This is a genomic window from Bradyrhizobium sp. AZCC 1693 (assembly GCF_036924745.1).
GTDB lineage: Bacteria > Pseudomonadota > Alphaproteobacteria > Rhizobiales > Xanthobacteraceae > Bradyrhizobium.
In genome coordinates, this window is sequence record NZ_JAZHSD010000001.1 from 192,325 (window position 1) to 207,488 (window position 15,164).

At 62.4% G+C, this 15,164-nt stretch carries 11 protein-coding genes and 1 pseudogene; all 12 read left to right on the forward strand.

Going from position 1 to position 15,164, the window contains the following annotated elements; genetic code table 11:
* The first annotated feature begins 30 nt into the window (after nucleotides 1-30).
* The 12 genes and pseudogenes from V1293_RS00950 (at nucleotide 31) to V1293_RS01005 (ending at nucleotide 15,153) form a co-directional block, all read left to right on the forward strand.
* Complete coding sequence (locus V1293_RS00950) at nucleotides 31-1,047, forward strand: ABC transporter substrate-binding protein (RefSeq protein ID WP_334505887.1); 1,017 nt, start codon at nucleotides 31-33, stop codon at nucleotides 1,045-1,047.
* Between the two features lie 11 nt (nucleotides 1,048-1,058).
* Nucleotides 1,059-2,819, forward strand: coding sequence for an ABC transporter permease (locus V1293_RS00955; RefSeq protein WP_334505889.1), 1,761 nt, complete (start codon nucleotides 1,059-1,061; stop codon nucleotides 2,817-2,819).
* Complete coding sequence (locus V1293_RS00960) at nucleotides 2,806-3,927, forward strand: ABC transporter ATP-binding protein (protein ID WP_334505891.1); 1,122 nt, start codon at nucleotides 2,806-2,808, stop codon at nucleotides 3,925-3,927. The genes V1293_RS00955 and V1293_RS00960 overlap by 14 nt, the downstream gene beginning before the upstream one ends.
* Nucleotides 3,928-4,065: 138 nt before the next feature.
* Nucleotides 4,066-5,259 (forward strand): M20/M25/M40 family metallo-hydrolase, encoded by a 1,194-nt coding sequence (locus tag V1293_RS00965; RefSeq protein WP_334505893.1) that lies wholly within the window; start codon nucleotides 4,066-4,068, stop codon nucleotides 5,257-5,259.
* A gap of 398 nt (nucleotides 5,260-5,657) precedes the next feature.
* The gene (locus V1293_RS00970; protein ID WP_334505895.1) at nucleotides 5,658-6,233 is read left to right on the forward strand and encodes an HdeD family acid-resistance protein; all 576 of its coding nucleotides are present in this window, start codon (nucleotides 5,658-5,660) and stop codon (nucleotides 6,231-6,233) included.
* A gap of 51 nt (nucleotides 6,234-6,284) precedes the next feature.
* Nucleotides 6,285-6,518: a hypothetical protein gene (locus V1293_RS00975; RefSeq protein ID WP_334505897.1), complete on the forward strand. Its 234-nt coding sequence runs from the start codon at nucleotides 6,285-6,287 to the stop codon at nucleotides 6,516-6,518.
* A gap of 37 nt (nucleotides 6,519-6,555) precedes the next feature.
* Complete coding sequence (locus tag V1293_RS00980) at nucleotides 6,556-7,584, forward strand: patatin-like phospholipase family protein (RefSeq protein ID WP_334505899.1); 1,029 nt, start codon at nucleotides 6,556-6,558, stop codon at nucleotides 7,582-7,584.
* 4 nt (nucleotides 7,585-7,588) lie between these two features.
* Nucleotides 7,589-7,894: pseudogene (locus V1293_RS00985) on the forward strand (GntP family permease); the annotation flags it as partial.
* A 221-nt stretch (nucleotides 7,895-8,115) separates the two neighbouring features.
* On the forward strand, nucleotides 8,116-10,479 hold the full coding sequence (locus tag V1293_RS00990) for an ABC transporter substrate-binding protein (RefSeq protein WP_442894193.1): 2,364 nt from the start codon (nucleotides 8,116-8,118) through the stop codon (nucleotides 10,477-10,479).
* A 316-nt stretch (nucleotides 10,480-10,795) separates the two neighbouring features.
* Nucleotides 10,796-13,150 (forward strand): ABC transporter substrate-binding protein, encoded by a 2,355-nt coding sequence (locus tag V1293_RS00995; RefSeq protein ID WP_334505901.1) that lies wholly within the window; start codon nucleotides 10,796-10,798, stop codon nucleotides 13,148-13,150.
* A 290-nt stretch (nucleotides 13,151-13,440) separates the two neighbouring features.
* Nucleotides 13,441-14,667 (forward strand): CaiB/BaiF CoA transferase family protein, encoded by a 1,227-nt coding sequence (locus V1293_RS01000; protein ID WP_334505903.1) that lies wholly within the window; start codon nucleotides 13,441-13,443, stop codon nucleotides 14,665-14,667.
* A gap of 93 nt (nucleotides 14,668-14,760) precedes the next feature.
* Nucleotides 14,761-15,153 carry a RidA family protein gene (locus V1293_RS01005; protein WP_334516578.1) on the forward strand — a complete coding sequence of 131 codons (393 nt, stop codon included), beginning with the start codon at nucleotides 14,761-14,763 and terminating at the stop codon, nucleotides 15,151-15,153.
* Nucleotides 15,154-15,164 lie beyond the last annotated feature (11 nt).

Here is a 15,164-nt window from a genome sequence, read left to right on the forward strand (position 1 = left end):
GGCAAAACAATAAGACGCGTGGAGGATGCAGTGTTTTTGAAGCTGAAGAGAGTTGCCCTCGTTGCCCTGGTTGCCGGCTTTGCGTTCCCTGCGTCGGCAGAGGATGCGTCTTGGGATGCTGTCGTCGCCGCTGCGAAGAAAGAAGGCAAGGTCGTCGTCTACAACATGGCGCTGGGCGCGCCTTACTTCGCCGCGGTCGTAAAATCGTTCGAGAAGGAGTATGGCATCGCCGTCGAGAGCCTCGATCTGCGCGCCAGCGAACTCGTCGAACGTCTCCGGACCGAGCAATCGGCGGGGCGCTATCTCGGCGACGTCGAAATGATCACCACGACCATGATCGAGGAGCAGCTCAAGAACGGCGATTTCATCCAGAAACTGCCGCCTATCCCGAACGCTGCCAACCTCCGGCCGCCGTTCAAGGCCACCGAATACAGCATTCCCGCCTATGTTCAGCCGATGGGGATCCTGATCAATACCAGGCTGGTCAAGGGCGACGACGTTCCCAAGAGCTGGAACGATCTGAATTCACCGAAGTGGACGGGAAAGTTGCTCTCGGACGACATGCGTCCGCTCGGCAGCGGCAACACCCTGTTCGCGGTGCTGCAGAACAACATGGGCGCCGAGTTCAACGAAAAGCTGGCCGAGCAGAGGCCCGTCTTCAGCCGCGACATGCGCAACGATGCCCGCCGCGTCGCCCGCGGTGAGTATCCGATCTACATTACGCAGGTTTTCGCCTTTGCCTCCGATCTCAAGGGCCTGCCGGTGAAGGTGATCGTGCCGCAGGAGGGGGCGCCTTATGCGGAGATGGATCTCGCGGTGCTGAAGAACGCCCCGCATGCCAATGCGGCGCGCGTCTTCATGCAGCATTTCCTCAACGTGGACTCCCAGGCCCTCTACGCCAATGCCTGGATGCTTCCCGTCGTGAAGGGCGCGGCCGAGCGCGCCGATCCCGAGGCGCAGCCCTACGCCAACGCCAGGCTGATGGGAATGGCGAAGCTGTCCGAACGCCCGGACATGATGGCGCTGGCCAAGAAGCTTTATCCCTGAGGCGCTGGCAGATGGCTCTTTCGGCCGACGACCGCGTAGCCGATCTTGGAACCATGCGGGCACGGCTGCCTCACGCGCGGCGCTTCCTGAACAGAGCGCCTGCGGGGCGCGTCGTCGGGCTGACGCTGCTCGCGCTCGTTCTCGCCTTCCTGACGGTCTACCCGCTGTCGATGCTGCTCTATGGGAGCCTGCATTCGACGCCGCCGGGCGTTGCCGGTGTCTTCACGCTCGACGGCTATCGCGACATCGTTTCGCAGCAAAATTTGCTCACGCTGCTCAACACCGTCGGCATCGCGCTGGCCAAGACGATCCCGTCGCTGTTTCTCGCTGTGCTGCTCGCGTGGATTCTTGCGCGGACTGACACGCCGTTCCGCGGCACGCTGGAGGTTCTGGTCACGCTGCCTTTCTTCATTCCGCCGATCCTGACGGCGATGGCCTGGGGCATGTTGGGCAATCCGCAGGTGGGATTGCTGAACCAGCTATATCAAGGGATCACCGGATCGACCGCGTCGCCGATCAACGTCTATTCCTATGGCGGCGTCGTCTGGCACATGATGCAATATTCGGTGCCGTTCCTTTTCCTTTTGATCGTCGACGCCTTTCGGGCGATGGATCCGAGCCTTGAGGAAGCCGCACGGATGTGCGGCGCCACCCGGTTGCGGACGTTCTGCACCGTCACGCTTCAATTGATGCTGCCGGCACTGACCGGGGCCGCGATCCTCAGCTTCATCAGGGGTGTAGAGAATTTCGAATCGCCGCTGTTCTTCGGCTCGCCTGCCGGCATCCACGTCATCACGACTGATATCTACGACTCCATTAACCAGCGCTCGCCGCCGCAATATCAATATGCCACCGCGATCAGCTTCGTGATCATGGCGCTGATGTTCCTGATCATCCTGATGCAATGGCGCATCCTGCGCGGCCGCAGTTTCCAGACGGTGTCGGGAAAGGGCTATTCGCCCGGGGTCATGAAGCTCGGCAAATGGCGCTGGGCGACGTTCGCGTTTTGCGCGCTGTTCTTCGCCGTCACGGTCGTACTGCCCGTGAGCCAGCTCCTGATCGGGTCCTTCTTCAAGTTCTTCGGCTTCTACGAATGGGACATGTTGACGCTCGAGCATTATCAGGCGGTTGCGGGGAGCAGCGAGTTCTGGCGGGCCTTCAGCAATACCATGCTGCTGGGTTTTGTCGGCGCTACGCTAACCATGCTGCTTGGCGGTATCGTCGCCTACGTCTCGGTCAGGACCAAATGGCGCGGTCGCCGTCTGATCGACGCCATGGCATGGTTGCCGTGGATGATGCCGGGCATTGTCCTGGGCGTAGGCTTTCTGTGGGGGTTCGCGCTGCTGCCTCATGCCATCCCGATCTATGGGACGATCTGGGCGCTGCTGCTCGCCTACATCTCGCTGGGAACACCGCTCTCGGTGCGCGTCATGTCCAGCGCCTACGGTCAATTGTCCTACGACCTCGAAGAGTGCTCGCGCGTGCACGGGGCGAGCTGGCTGCAGACGATGTGGCGCATCATGATCGCGCTGGTCTGGCCCTCCTTTGCCGTGGGCTGGGTCCTGATCTTCTTCGGAATCATGCGCGAGTTGAGCGCCTCCGTGCTGCTCTATTCCGTCGGCTCCGAGGTTCTGTCGGTCGTGCTTCTGAAACTCTGGGCCAATGGGAGCGCGGAACAGGTGAGCGTGATCGGTCTCATCATGATGGCCATGGTGATCGTTTTCAGATGGGTGCAGCTCCGCGTCATCAAGCGATGGATTGGCGCCCTGTGACTGGATTAGGTGTCTGATGTCAAATGTCGTCCTGGAAAAAGTCAGCCGCAAATTCGGCGAGTTTGCCGCCGTGAACGACATTGATCTCCGCGTCGCGGAAGGCGAGTTCATGACGCTGCTCGGGCCGTCCGGCTGCGGCAAGACAACCACGTTGCGGATGGTCGCAGGCCTTGAACAGAATACCAGTGGCCGTATCAGCCTCGGGAACGAGGTGGTCAGCGATGCGGCCTCGGGCGTGTTTGTTCCATCGGAGCGGCGGCGCCTCGGTATGGTTTTCCAGTCCTACGCGATCTGGCCGCATATGACGGTTTTCGAGAACGTTGCATATCCATTGCGGGTGCGCCGTCGTCCCTCGGCCGAAATCCGGGATCTGGTTTCAAAGTCGTTGCGTCTCGTCGAAATGGAACGCTTCTCCGAGCGTCCTGCGCCGGCTCTGTCGGGCGGTCAGCAACAGCGTGTAGCCATTGCGCGGGCGCTGGTGTTCGAGCCGAAGGTGCTTCTTCTCGACGAGCCGCTGAGTAATCTCGACGCCAAGTTGCGGTTGCAGATGGGCGACGAGTTCCGTGCGATCCAGAGACGGCTCGGCATGACGACCCTTTATGTCACGCATGACCAGTCGGAGGCGATGGCGCTCTCCGACCGCGTGGTTGTGATGGATCAGGGACGAATCCAGCAGGTTGGTGTCCCCGAGGACATTTATCGCTACCCGGCCAATCGCACTGTCGCGGGATTCTTCGGCAACCCAAATCTTCTTAAAGCTAGTGTAGAGGCTTGCGCGCGCCTGGAGGGAGGTCGGGTTCAGCTTGATGTCGTCGGGCACGGTTGGCAGGGTCGATGCGAGGCCGCAACCGAAGTGCCGCCGGGACAAACCGTCACGGTCATGGTGCGGCCGGAAGACATCAGGATTGCGCCCGCCGGTACCGACAAGGATGGGCTGCGATGGTCCGGACGGATCGCCCACACGATCTTCCGTGGCCCGACAAGGTCGATCGTGGTGGAGATCGAGGACGGTCGCCTCAATGTCGATGCTCCCGCCTTTGGCGGCTATTCGGTCGGCGACAATGTGACGGTGGTCGTTCCTCAGAACGCGGCTTGGGCCGTCGGGTAAATCATTAGTGGTCTCAATCGCCCAGAAAGCTGCGAAACGTCGGAGCCAAACAGCCCGGCTCTTCCTTATGAGGCTTGCGAAGCAACGCGTCTCGAACGATGCTCACGAGCACCGCAAGCCACTATCCAAGGGATCGTCATGCCCGTCGACGTCAAAACCGCCACCGACCGCCTCATGCGCTTCCTCGCTATCGAGGGAGTGACCGGAAAGGAGGCAGCCATAGGACGCGAGCTCAGCGCGGCGCTGCAGGAAAGTGGCGTGCCGGCGACCGCGATCCGCCTCGACGACGCCAACACACGCATTCCCGTGCCGACAGAGACCGGCAATCTCATTGTCGATCTGCCCGGCCGGGGCGCAATGCACAACCAGCCGCGGATCATGTTCATGACTCACATGGACACCGTGCCGCTGTGCGCCGGAGCGAAGCCGAAGCTAACGGGGCGCAAGATCGTCAATGCGGCGAAGACCGCGCTCGGCGGCGACAACCGCGCCGGCTGTGGCGTTCTCGTCACGCTGGCGGCCGAGCTTGCGAAACAGAAGCTCGATCATCCGCCGATCACGCTGCTGTTCTGCGTGCGCGAGGAGAGCGGGCTTTGGGGGGCGCGACACGTCAAAACCGCTGACCTCGGCTCACCGGTCATGGCCTTCAACTACGACGGCGGCTCTGCCTCCAATGTCACGATCGGCGCCGTTGGCGCGGATCGCTGGCAGGTCGAGATTTTCGGCCGCGCCTCGCACGCCGGCGTCGCACCCGAGCGCGGGATCAGTTCGACCATGATCCTGGCGCTTGCGCTTGCCGATGTGAAGGCTGGTGGCTGGTTCGGCAAGGTGGTGAAGCGCAAGCTGAAGGGCACGAGCAATGTCGGCCCCGTCACCGGCGGCGACGGCCGGCCGGCCGGGGACGCCACCAATGTTGTCACCGACTATGTGCACGTGCGCGGCGAAAGCCGCAGCCACGACAGCAAGTTCTTCAAGGAGATTACGAAGGCCTACAAGGCGGCGTTCGAGAAGGCGGCAAAGCGCGTGAAGAACAGCGATGGCAAGTCGGGCCGCGTCAAGTTCAAGGCTGAGACCGACTATCATCCGTTCCGCATGAAGGAGAGCCTGCCCGTGGTCAAACGCGCGGTCGCGGCAGTGTCCGGCATCGGCGCAACACCGAACATCCGCGCCGCGAATGGCGGATTGGATGCAAACTGGATGGTCCGCCACGGCGTTCCGACGGTGACCTTCGGCGCGGGGCAGAACGAGCCGCACACGATCGACGAGTGGATCAATCTCGACGAATACGACCGGGCGTGTGCTCTCGCAGTCCAACTCGCGACGATGCGATGAGCATCGCGGTTCAGCTCCCGAGCCATCGAGAGCGCCGCAACAGGCTGCCTGGTTCGGCTCGCGACCTGGCGGCGTCGAGCAGCAAGGAATGAACGCATAGGTGAGAGTCGCCGTTCCGACAAAGAGAAATTCGGTGATGATCTCAATCGCCCAAAAAGCTGCGAAATGTCGGAACGGCTCTTGAAAAGATTGCGAAATTTCGGAGCCTTCCAAAGCTGAATACGACGGTTCGGTTCCCTTCACCCACTCCAAGCAATTTCAGTGACTTAGTACAAATTCTCGATCTCATTCTGACAACCGTTGGATGTTAATTAGACTGAATTCCTCTTCCAATTTTGCTATTACCTTCCATCCCTTGGAGACGAATGTCGGTTAGGTTTTCGCATCGGAGGACCGTCATGACCAATACTTCAGGTACGATGGGAGATCCCCAAGCCGGTTCGGATACGGCGCCACTGCGTGCCAAGTCGGGCTGGATCATCGCACTCGGCGTTGTCTATCTCATCGCAGGATTTATCGCGCTTGGCAGCGTTGCGATGGCTACCGTCGCGAGCGTCCTCATCGTCGGCGTGATGATGATCATCGCCGGCGTCGCCGAAGTGTTCAGCGCCTTCCAGATCAAGAACTGGGGCAAGTTCCTGCTCTGGGCCTTGCTCGGCGTGCTCTACATCGTCGCGGGCTTCGTCACGTTCCAGAATCCGCTGCTCGCGGCGGTGCTGCTCACCCTCATTCTCGGCGCATCACTGGTGGCCTCGGGCATCATGCGAATCTTCCTGGCCTTCAGCATGAAACGGGAAACGCCCTGGATCTGGGTGGTGCTGTCAGGCGTGATCACGCTGCTGCTCGGCCTCTTGATTTTGGCGCGCTGGCCGGTCTCGAGCCTCTATATCCTCGGCCTGTTCCTTGGCATCGATCTCATCATGGCCGGCGCTGGCTGGATCGGAGTGGGCTTGGGCCTGCGTCGCGCTCGCTGAGGTGGGGTGGCGGACTGCGCCACGCGGTTGATCGACGTTCAGGAGGCGCCCATGCGCTGGATCTACCTCGCCGTCATCATTCTGTTCGCCGCCGCGACGATCATCTTCGCAGCGCAGAACTTCGAGATCGTCACCATGTCCTTCCTCGGCATCAATGCCCGCGTGCCGCTCGCGCTGCTGGTCGCGGTCGCCTACCTCTTGGGCGCGGCGACGGGCGGCAGCCTGTTCGCGCTGCTGCGTCGATCTTACCAAGAGTCGAGACGAGGCCTTAGGGGCTCGTCCTGAATCGGGTGTCGTTTCATCCCGACCGAAGAGGGCGACGATGGACGCAACAGCACGCGAAGCGGTTCTGGTGGATCTCGCCTTGCAGGGCGGCGGCTCTCACGGCGCGTTCACCTGGGGTGTGCTCGATCGGCTGATCGAGGAGCCGTGGCTGCGGATCGAGGCGATCTCCGGCACGTCGGCGGGCGCGATGAATGCAGCCCTGGTGGCGGACGGATGGACGCAAGGCGGCGCCGAAGGCGCGCGGGCGGCGCTTGAGACCTATTGGCGGCGGGTGTCGCAGGCTGCGGCGTTCAGCCCGCTGCAGCGCTCGCCGCTTGACCGGCTGATGGGCCGCTGGACGCTCGACACGTCACCCGCCTATGTGGCCATGGACCTGATGGCCCGCGTGGCTTCGCCCTATGATCTCAATCCGCTCGGCCTCAACCCGTTGCGCGCGGTGCTCGCCGAAAGCATCGATTTCGACCGGCTGGCCCGCGCACCCATCAGGCTGTTCGTCACTGCGACCAATGTGCGCACCGGTCGCGGCCGCATCTTCCGCAACAAGGAGATCACCGCCGACGTCCTGCTTGCCTCGGCCTGCCTGCCTACCATGTTCCATGCGATCGAGATCGACGGCGAACCTTACTGGGATGGCGGCTATGCCGGCAATCCGACGCTAACGCCGCTGGTGCGCGAAAGCGACGCGCATGACACCATTCTGGTGCAGATCAATCCGCGCGAACGGCCGGAACCGCCGCGCACGGCAAATGAAATCCTCAACCGGCTCAACGAGATTTCCTTCAACTCGCCGCTGATGAAGGAATTGCGCATGATGGCGCTGCTGCGCCAGGTGGCGGACCCCGGACACGGCGAAGGCGCGCGCTGGGCCGGAATGCGCACGCACCGGATCATGACCGACACGCTCACAGAATTCGGCGCGTCGTCGAAGCTCAACGCCGAGTGGGCGTTCGTCTCACTCCTGAAAGAAGAGGGCCGCAAGAGCGCCGACGCATTCCTTGACGCCCATGGCGAGCATATCGGCAGGCAATCCACGACCGATCTCGACGCGCTGCTCGCGGAATGCTGAGGCTATGACGGGGGCGGGGCTTCTCGGCATCCTGATCGGGCTCGGCCTTTTGATTGCGTTCGCGTTCCGGGGTTGGAGCGTGTTGCTGCTTGCGCCGCTCGCCGCCTTGATCGCAGCACTGTGCTCCCGCGAGCCGCTGCTCGCCCATTGGACCCAGATCTTCATGGTCAGCGCGGCCGGCTTTCTGCTGTTTCGTGCGGCCGGCATCCCGCGGCGTCTGATGCCGGCGGCCATCGTGCTCGGCACCTCGACCTTCACCATGTCGGCACTGCCCGGCACGCCGTCGATCCAGAACGCGATACCGATGCCGTAAACCTGTGGTTGCTGCTCGGTGAAAAGTTGACGTCAATTTCGGGGCGTTTCTGCGGGCGAAATGCGCGCCTGGTAACCATGCCTTGCGGAACGCCTGGACTCGCCACAAAATCAATCCGATTCAGACACATTGTCGGCGAGTAGGGTTGAAACGGTGCCTGCTCGCATCACACGCCCAAATAATATTACAAAAATATGGGCTCATATGGGGGGACTGCAATGGGAGCGACGATCTGCATCACTCGTCCGCGTATGGCGCAACTGTCCCGGTTTCGGACAGCGACCATCCGCCGGCTTTTCACCGCGCCTCGGCGCAACGCGGCAACGGCGCTGATACTGGCCGCGATGGCGGCGCCGGCGTTGACCGAGCGGACGCTTGCGGGGCCGGGCGACAACGAGATCCGGATCGGCAATACCATGCCCTATACCGGTCCGGCTTCCGCCTATGGCGTGATCGGCAAGGTCATGGCGGCCTATTTCGACAAGGTCAACGCCGAGGGCGGGATCAGGGGCCGCAAGATCAATTTCATTTCCTATGACGACGCCTACAATCCGACCAAGACGATGGAGGCGACCCGCAAGCTCGTCGAGGAAGACAACGTTCTCTTTATATTGGCGAGCCTCGGCACCAACACCAGCCAGGCGGTCCATCCCTATTTGAACTCGAAGAAGATCCCGCAGCTCTTCGTCGCCTCGGGCGCCTCGATGTGGGACCAGCCGCGCGAGTTTCCCTGGACCATGGGCTTCCTGCCCAGCTACCAGACCGAAGCGCACATCTATTCGCAATATATCCTGGAGAACCATCCGCGCAGCAAGATCGCGGTGCTCTATCAGGACGACGGTTTCGGCAAGGACTACCTCAAAGGCCTGAAGGATGGCCTCGGCGGCAAGGTTCCGATCGTGGCCGAGGCGCCGTACAAGGTGACCGACACCACCATCGACGCCCAGATCGCCAAGCTCAAGGCCTCGGGCGCCGACATCTTCATGCAATTCACCACGCCGAAATTCGCCGCCATGGCGATCAAGCGAAATGCCGAACTCGGCTGGAAGCCGGTGCATTTTCTCGCCTCAGTGTCTGAATCGGTATCGGCCGTGATGGCGCCGGCGGGCGTGGAAAACGGCGAAGGCATTATGTCGGCCATGTACCGGGTGGAGGGCGAGGATGCGCAGGGCGCCGGCCCCGCGGCGTTCCGCGAGTGGAGCGCCTTCATGGAGCGATATGTCCCGAGCGTCAGCAAGGCGAACGGCCAGGCCGTCTACGGCTATCTGAACTCCAAGCTCATTATCGAAGTCCTGAAGAACTGCGGCGACGACTTCTCGCGCGAAAACATCATGAAGCAGGCCCGCTCGATCAAGGGCTTGCAGATTCCGATGATGGTGCCGGGCATCCAGATCAACACCAGCCCGTCCGACCACGCGACGATCGAGCAGATGCGGATGATGCGCTTCACCAACGGCCACTGGCAGTTCTTTGGGCCGGTGCGAAGCGGCATCGATCCCGGCACCGTCAGCGATTCCTTCAAGACTCTCTTCAAGTACGGCACCGCCACCAAGCGCGATCTGGCCAACCAGCTCAACGCCAACACGGTGAGCCTGATGACCGGCTCGTTCGGCTCGACCTACGCCCAGGTCGGCGCCGATCTCGCCTCCGTGCTCGACAATGGCACGGCGCTGCGGATCCTGCCGGTGATGGGCCGTGGCTCGGTTCAGGCAGTGTCGGACATCCTGCTGCTGCGCGGCGTCGACGCCGGCATCGTCCGCAAGGACACGCTGTCCTATCTCGACCGCAAGGACTTCGCCAAGGACATCCGCAACCAGTTCGTCTACGTCGCCAAGATGTTCAACGAAGAGATGCACGTGCTGGCGCCGAAGACGATCACCAACATGAGGGATCTCGACGGCAAGACCGTGGTGGTCGATTTGCCCGACAGCTCGACCTTCGTGACGGCGATCAACGTGTTCGACCGGCTCGGGATCAGGCCGCATCTGATCTATCAGGAGCCGCGGCTGGCGGTCGACATGCTGCGCAAGGGCGAGGTCGACGCGATCGTGGCGATCGAGGGCAAGCCGTTGCAATGGCTGAACCAGATCCAGGACCGCAACCTGCATCTGGTGCCGGTCGACTACGCCAAGCCGCTGCAGGAGGAGTATCTGCCGTCCAAGCTTTCGTCGGCGGACTACCCGAACCTGGTGGCGGATGGCGGCTCGGTGGAGACGATTGCGGCCGAGGCCGTGCTGGCCTCGTACAATTGGGCGCCGAACAGCGACCGCTACCGCCGCCTGTCGCTTTTGGTGGACACCATGTTCGACAAGGTCGGGCAGTTGCAGCGGCCGCCGTTCCATCCGAAGTGGAAGGAAATGGCGCCACGAGCGACGGTATCCGGCTGGACCCGCTTCAAGGCGGCGCAGGAATGGCTCGACCGCAACATGCCGCTGCCCGCGGGCGCGGCCGTGTCGTCGGCATCCGGCGCTGCGCCGGCGGCGGTTGCCGCGCCGGCCACCGCACTTGCCCCGCAGGACCCGCTGTATCGCGAATTCCTGGAGTGGCGGGCCAGCCGCGCCAAGGCCAGCACCAACAGGTGATCAGGCCAGCCGGTAACGCGGTTTGACGACAAGACGGTCCGCTTCGGCGGGCCGTCGTGCTTTCAGGGTGCGTTTACAACCATGAGGAGAATTGATGCGCGCGGGCGCAACCGAGTCCCGATTCGGTAACGCTAATGTGCTGCATTGTCGCGGTCGAACACACAATCGACTAACCGCGCTCTGGTAAACGACTGGCCTTGACACAAAATCAATCCGATTGAGACACAATGTCAGCGAGTAGGGCTGAAACGGTATCGTCTCGCTGCTCGAAAAATCGCAGGTATATTGCTCTAGGGGGCGCAGTCAGATGCGGGCTTTGATCGACACTCGTTGGGCGCAATTGTCCGGGTCTGCGGCCCGCGACGGTTTGCGCAGGCTTTTCACCGCGCCTCGGCGCAGTGCTGCGGCGGCACTGGTGCTTGCCGCGATGGCGGGTCCGGCTTTCGGGCAAGGCCTGGCGGCCCCGGGGGACAGGGAGATCCGGATTGGCAACACCGCGCCCTATACCGGTCCGGCCTCCGCCTATGGCGTTATCGCCAAGACCATCGCGGCGTATCTGGACAAGATCAACGCTGAAGGCGGGATCAACGGCCGCAAGGTCACTATGATATCCTACGACGACGCCTACGAACCCACCAAGACTATGGCGATGACCCGCAAGCTGGTCGAGGAGGACAACGTTCTCTTGGCTTTGGGGACTATCGGCACCAACACGAACGCCGCGATCCAGCCCTATTTGAACTCAAAAAAGGTACCGCAACTTTTTGCCTTGTCGGGTGCGGCGGCCTGGGACCAGCCGCAAGAGTTTCCCTGGACCATCGGCTTCTTGCCGACCTACACGGCTGAAGCGCAAATTTTTGCGCAGTACCTCTTGGAGAACCATCCCCGCAGCAGGATCGCCGTCCTCTATCAGGAGGATGGGATGGGCAAGGAATACCTGAAGGGCCTGAAGGACGGCCTGGGTGGCAAGATTGCGATCGTGGCCGAGGCCCCATACAAGGTGACCGACACCACCATCGACGCCCAGATGGCCAAGCTCAAGGCCTCCGGCGCCGACGTCCTCATTGAGTTCACCACGCCGAAATTCGCCGTCATGGCGATCAAGCGAACCGCCGAACTCGGTTGGAGGCCGCTACAGTTCGCCGCCTCGATCTCTAATTCGTACTCGGCCGTGATTCAGCCGGCGGGCCCGCAAAATGCGGAAGGCCTGTTGTCGGCTGCATACAGGCTGGAGGGCGAAGACGCGGCGGCGGCCGGCGAGGCGGTGTTCCGCGAATGGAGCGCCTTCATGCAGCGCTATCTCCCGAGCGTGAGCAAGACCAACGGCCAGGCCGTCCTCGGCTATCTGGTCGGCAAGTTGACGGTCGAGGTCCTGAAGAACTGCGGCGACGACCTGTCGCGCGAAAACATCATGAGGCAGGCCCGCTTGCTCAAGGGTATCCAGCTTCCCATGATGGTGCAGGGCATTCAGATCAACACCAGCCCGTCCGATCATGCGCCAATCGAGCAGATGCGGATGATGCGCTTCACCAACGGCAATTGGCAGCACTTCGGCCCGGTGCGAAGCGGCGTCGATGCGGGCGCCGTCAGCGATTCCTTCAAGACCATCTTCAAGTACGGCACCGCCACCAAGCGCGATCTGGCCAACCAGCTCAACGCCAACACGGTGAGCCTGATGACCGGCTCGTTCGGCTCGACCTACGCCCAGGTCGGCGCCGATCTCGCCTCCGTGCTCGACAACGGCACGGCGCTGCGGATCCTGCCGGTGATGGGCCGTGGCTCGGTGCAGGCGGTGTCGGACATCCTGCTGCTGCGCGGCGTCGACGCCGGCATCGTCCGCAAGGACACGCTGTCCTATCTCGACCGCAAGGACTTCGCCAAGGACATCCGCAACCAGTTCGTCTACGTCGCCAAGATGTTCAACGAAGAGATGCACGTGCTGGCGCCGAAGACGATCACCAACATGAGGGATCTCGACGGCAAGACCGTGGTGGTCGATTTGCCCGACAGCTCGACCTTCGTGACGGCGATCAACGTGTTCGACCGGCTCGGGATCAGGCCGCATCTGATCTATCAGGAGCCGCGGCTGGCGGTCGACATGCTGCGCAAGGGCGAGGTCGACGCGATCGTGGCGATCGAGGGCAAGCCGTTGCAATGGCTGAACCAGATCCAGGACCGCAACCTGCATCTGGTGCCGGTCGACTACGCCAAGCCGCTGCAGGAGGAGTATCTGCCGTCCAAGCTTTCGTCGGCGGACTACCCGAACCTGGTGGCGGATGGCGGCTCGGTGGAGACGATTGCGGCCGAGGCCGTGCTGGCGTCCTATAACTGGGCGCCGAACAGCGACCGCTACCGCCGCCTGTCGCTCTTGGTGGACACCATGTTCGACAAGGTCGGGCAGTTGCAGCGGCCGCCGTTCCATCCGAAGTGGAAGGAAATGGCGCCACGGGCGACGGTATCCGGCTGGACCCGCTTCAAGGCGGCACAGGAATGGCTCGACCGCAACATGCCGCTGCCCGCGGGCGCGGCCGCGGCATCAGGCGCTGCGCTGGCGCCGCCGCCTCCGGCTGCCGCACCGGCCGCAGCGCTTGCCCCGCAGGACCGCGATCCCCTCTATCGCGAATTTTTGGAGTGGCGGGCCACCCGCGCCAAGGCAAGCACCAACAGGTAATCAGGCCAGCCGGTAACGCGGTTTGACGATAGGACGGCCCGCTTCGGCGGGCCGTCGTGCTTTTGGGGCAATGTCAGGCAGCTCCCCGTGCCCGGAATGCCGCATCCGCTTCCCAGCGAGACCGTTGAAACTGTCACTTCGTCCGCCCATTGGCGTGCAAAGCGGGCGGCCAACGGATGGCGTCATGCCGTTAATGCAGGGCTCAGCCGCACAAAATAGTGTATCGGCTTGGCTTCGCAGCGCCCGGACACGTTCCCGCGCCACCACGCCAAAAAATTCGGAGGAAGTTCATGTCGGCTCTGCCACTTTCGGGCATCAAAATTCTCGACCTGACGCGGGTGCTCGCTGGTCCCTTGTCGGCGCAGATGCTGGCCGATCTCGGCGCCGAGGTGATCAAGATCGAACGCCCCGGCGGCGGCGACGACGCCCGCGCCTTCGGCCCGCCTTACCTGAAAGACCCGGAGGGCAAGGCGAACAACAACAACTCGTTCTACCTCTGCGCCAACCGCAACAAGAAATCCGTGACCGTCAATATCGCGACGCCGGAAGGGCAGGACATCGTCCGCGAGCTGGCAAAATCCTGCGACGTGATGATGGAGAACTACAAGGTCGGCGATCTCAAGCGCTACCGGCTCGACTATGAATCGATCAAGGCCATCAACCCCGGCATCATCTATTGCTCGGTGACCGGCTTTGGCCAGACCGGGCCTTACGCGCCGCGAGCCGGCTACGACGCGATCCTGCAGGCGATGGGCGGCCTGATGAGCGTCACCGGCCATCTCGACGGCGAGCCGGGCGCGGGACCGATGAAGGTTGGCCCTTCCATCGTCGACTACATGACCGGCATGAACTCATCGATCGGCATTCTGGCGGCGCTCTATCACCGCAAGGCCAATGGCGGGGAGGGGCAGCATGTCGACGTCTGCCTGTTCGACACCGTGATCGCCTCGCTGTCGCATTACGCGCAGATATTTCTCGTCAACGGCCAGACCCCGCCGCGGCGCGGCACCTGGGGCAATGGCGGCATGCCGGCCGGCGTGTTCCGCTGCACCGATGGCGAATTGATGCTGGTGGTCGGCAATGACGGCCAGTTCCAGCGCACCTGCGGCGTTCTCGGCGCCCCCGAGCTCGCGACCGATCCAAAATTCCTCAAGAACAACGACCGCGTCGTCCACGGCAAGGAGATCATGGCGATCTTCGCAGGTCTCTTCCTGAAAAAGCCGGTGGCCTACTGGCTGGAAGAGCTGGAGAAGGCCGGTGTCCCCTCAGGCCCGATCAATGATTTCTCGCAGGTGTTCAACGATCCCCACGTGCAGTCGCGCGGCATGCAGGTCAAGGTCGACCACCCCTTGCAGCACGACCTGTCGCTGATCCGCAACGCCATCACCTTCTCCGGCACCCCGGTAAAGGACTATCGCGCGCCGCCGCTATTGGGTGCGGACACCAAGGATGTGCTGGCGACGATCGGCTATGACGACGCCAAGGTCGAGACGCTGAAGGCGCAGAAGATCGTCTGATCTCGACATCGACACTTCCATCTTAATCGAAGCATGCTGGCGCTGAATGGCGCTAGTCTGCACCCTCGATCAGTTCGTTCGAGAGGTGCAACGATGAAACGGGAAGTCATTCGCGTCGAACCGATGTCGTCCTGGCTTGCGAAACGGAACGCGCCGGTCTCCCCGGTGACGCGCGGCGGTGGCATGGTGTTCGTTTCGGGCCTGCCGCCGTTCGATCCCGATACCGGTGAGCTTTTCACAGGTCTGATCGAGCGTCAGACCGAACTCGTCCTTGAGCAATTGAAGCTGTGCCTGGAGACCGCGGGCACATCGCTGCAGAATGTCATGAAGTGCAATGTCTATTGCACCTCAAGCGGGCACTTCGCCGCCGTGAACGCGATCTACGCACGCTATTTTCCGGAAGATCCCCCGGCGCGCATCTTCGTGTGCGTGCCAGAATGGTTTGGGCCGTTCGATATCGAGATTGACTGTGTGGCCTTGGCGTAGGCATGCTCGTG

What these genes read in the sequence shown, in the direction of transcription:
- V1293_RS00970 (WP_334505895.1), top strand. Translation starts at nt 5,658, where the DNA reads ATGACCAATACTTCAGGTACGATGGGAGATCCCCAAGCCGGTTCGGAT.
- V1293_RS00965 (WP_334505893.1), top strand. Translation starts at nt 4,066, where the DNA reads ATGCCCGTCGACGTCAAAACCGCCACCGACCGCCTCATGCGCTTCCTC.
- V1293_RS01005 (WP_334516578.1), top strand. Translation starts at nt 14,761, where the DNA reads ATGAAACGGGAAGTCATTCGCGTCGAACCGATGTCGTCCTGGCTTGCG.
- V1293_RS00990 (WP_442894193.1), top strand. Translation starts at nt 8,116, where the DNA reads ATGGGAGCGACGATCTGCATCACTCGTCCGCGTATGGCGCAACTGTCC.
- V1293_RS00975 (WP_334505897.1), top strand. Translation starts at nt 6,285, where the DNA reads ATGCGCTGGATCTACCTCGCCGTCATCATTCTGTTCGCCGCCGCGACG.
- V1293_RS00980 (WP_334505899.1), top strand. Translation starts at nt 6,556, where the DNA reads ATGGACGCAACAGCACGCGAAGCGGTTCTGGTGGATCTCGCCTTGCAG.
- V1293_RS00955 (WP_334505889.1), top strand. Translation starts at nt 1,059, where the DNA reads ATGGCTCTTTCGGCCGACGACCGCGTAGCCGATCTTGGAACCATGCGG.
- V1293_RS01000 (WP_334505903.1), top strand. Translation starts at nt 13,441, where the DNA reads ATGTCGGCTCTGCCACTTTCGGGCATCAAAATTCTCGACCTGACGCGG.